General features: G+C 66.3%; 2 protein-coding genes and 1 pseudogene. All 3 read left to right on the top strand.

Annotated features, from left to right (window positions below; translation table 11 throughout):
• Positions 1-739: pseudogene (locus CQY20_RS33810) on the top strand (hypothetical protein); the annotation flags it as partial.
• Positions 730-849 carry a DUF6893 family small protein gene (locus tag CQY20_RS36330; protein ID WP_097945753.1) on the top strand — a complete coding sequence of 40 codons (120 nt, stop codon included), beginning with the start codon at positions 730-732 and terminating at the stop codon, positions 847-849. The pseudogene CQY20_RS33810 and the gene CQY20_RS36330, both read left to right, overlap by 10 nt.
• 16 nt (positions 850-865) lie before the next feature.
• Positions 866-1221: hydrogenase maturation protease (locus CQY20_RS33820; RefSeq protein ID WP_097945756.1), on the top strand; the 356-nt coding region annotated here is incomplete at its 3' end.

Raw genomic sequence — 1221 nt, forward strand, 5'->3', positions numbered from 1 at the left:
CATCTTGCTCAGCGTCACCGACGCCGAGTTCGTATCACTGCTGGATCCGCCGGATTCGGCGGCCGCCGCGGTGGCACGGTGCCGGCAACACCGCTGCTTCCCGGTTCTCGCGGGACCCACAGGCAGTCTGGACCTGGTGCTGGCGTCGCCGATCATCCTCTACGACCACCCCGAGATCGCCGACCAGAGCAAGGGCGCGCTCTACGACTCCACCGAGATCGACGAGATCCTCACGCTGCGTATCATGACGATGACCGACGAGGAGAAGACACAGGCACGCGCCACCGATCCGCTGGCCGCCCAGATCGTCGACCGCTGCGACACCATGTCACCGGAGGCCATGCTGGAACTGCATGGTGTGCTGCGCAACCCGCACGCGGTGAACGAGGGAGCACGACTGATCCCCGAAGTCCCCGCCGACGTCGATTGGTGGGATCCGTCGGCCGACACTGCGGTGCGCCCAGACCTGGACGCGGTACTGGTCAACGGCCGGCCGGTGGCACGCGGCAGCAGGGTGCGGCTGCGCCCGTCGCGGCGGGCCGACGCGCAGGATCTCTTCTACGCCGACAAGATCGCGCGCGTCACATCGGTACACGAGGACGTCGACGGCGACCAGCACATCGGCGTCGTCCTCGAAGACGACCCCGCCGCCGACTTGCACGACTGGTACGGCCGATACCTGTACTTCGCCCCCGATGAAGTTGAACCACTCACCGAAAGGAGTTCGAAGTGGACGTAGTGGGATGGGTGGCTGTCGGCGTCGTCGCGGCCGTTGTGGTCGGCGGCGTGATCGTAGGCCTCGTCAGCATTCCCGACGCACGCCGCTACATGAAGATCCGCAAGATGTAACCGTGAGCGAGGTGCAATCACGTCCCGAATTCTGGTAGCCGGGATCGGCAACATCTTCCTCGGCGACGACGGATTCGGCCCCGAGGTGATCCGCCACGTCCCGCAACGGCTCGCCGGCTCGCGAGTTCAACTGGTGGACTACGGCATCAAGGGCATGCACCTGGCGTATGACCTGCTCGACGGGTGCGAGGCGCTCATCCTCATCGACGCGATCCCCAGCAGGGGGGCGCCGGGGACCATCCACGTTTTCGAGGCCGACCACGAAAGCCTCACCGCGACAGTGGGTCTCGACGCGCACGCGATGGACCCGGCTGCGGTGTTCGCCAGCCTCAACGCCCTCGGCGGAACACCGCCCTACACGATCGTCATCGG

The organism is Mycolicibacterium agri (assembly GCF_002553505.1).
In the GTDB taxonomy this organism is placed as follows: domain Bacteria; phylum Actinomycetota; class Actinomycetes; order Mycobacteriales; family Mycobacteriaceae; genus Mycobacterium; species Mycobacterium agri.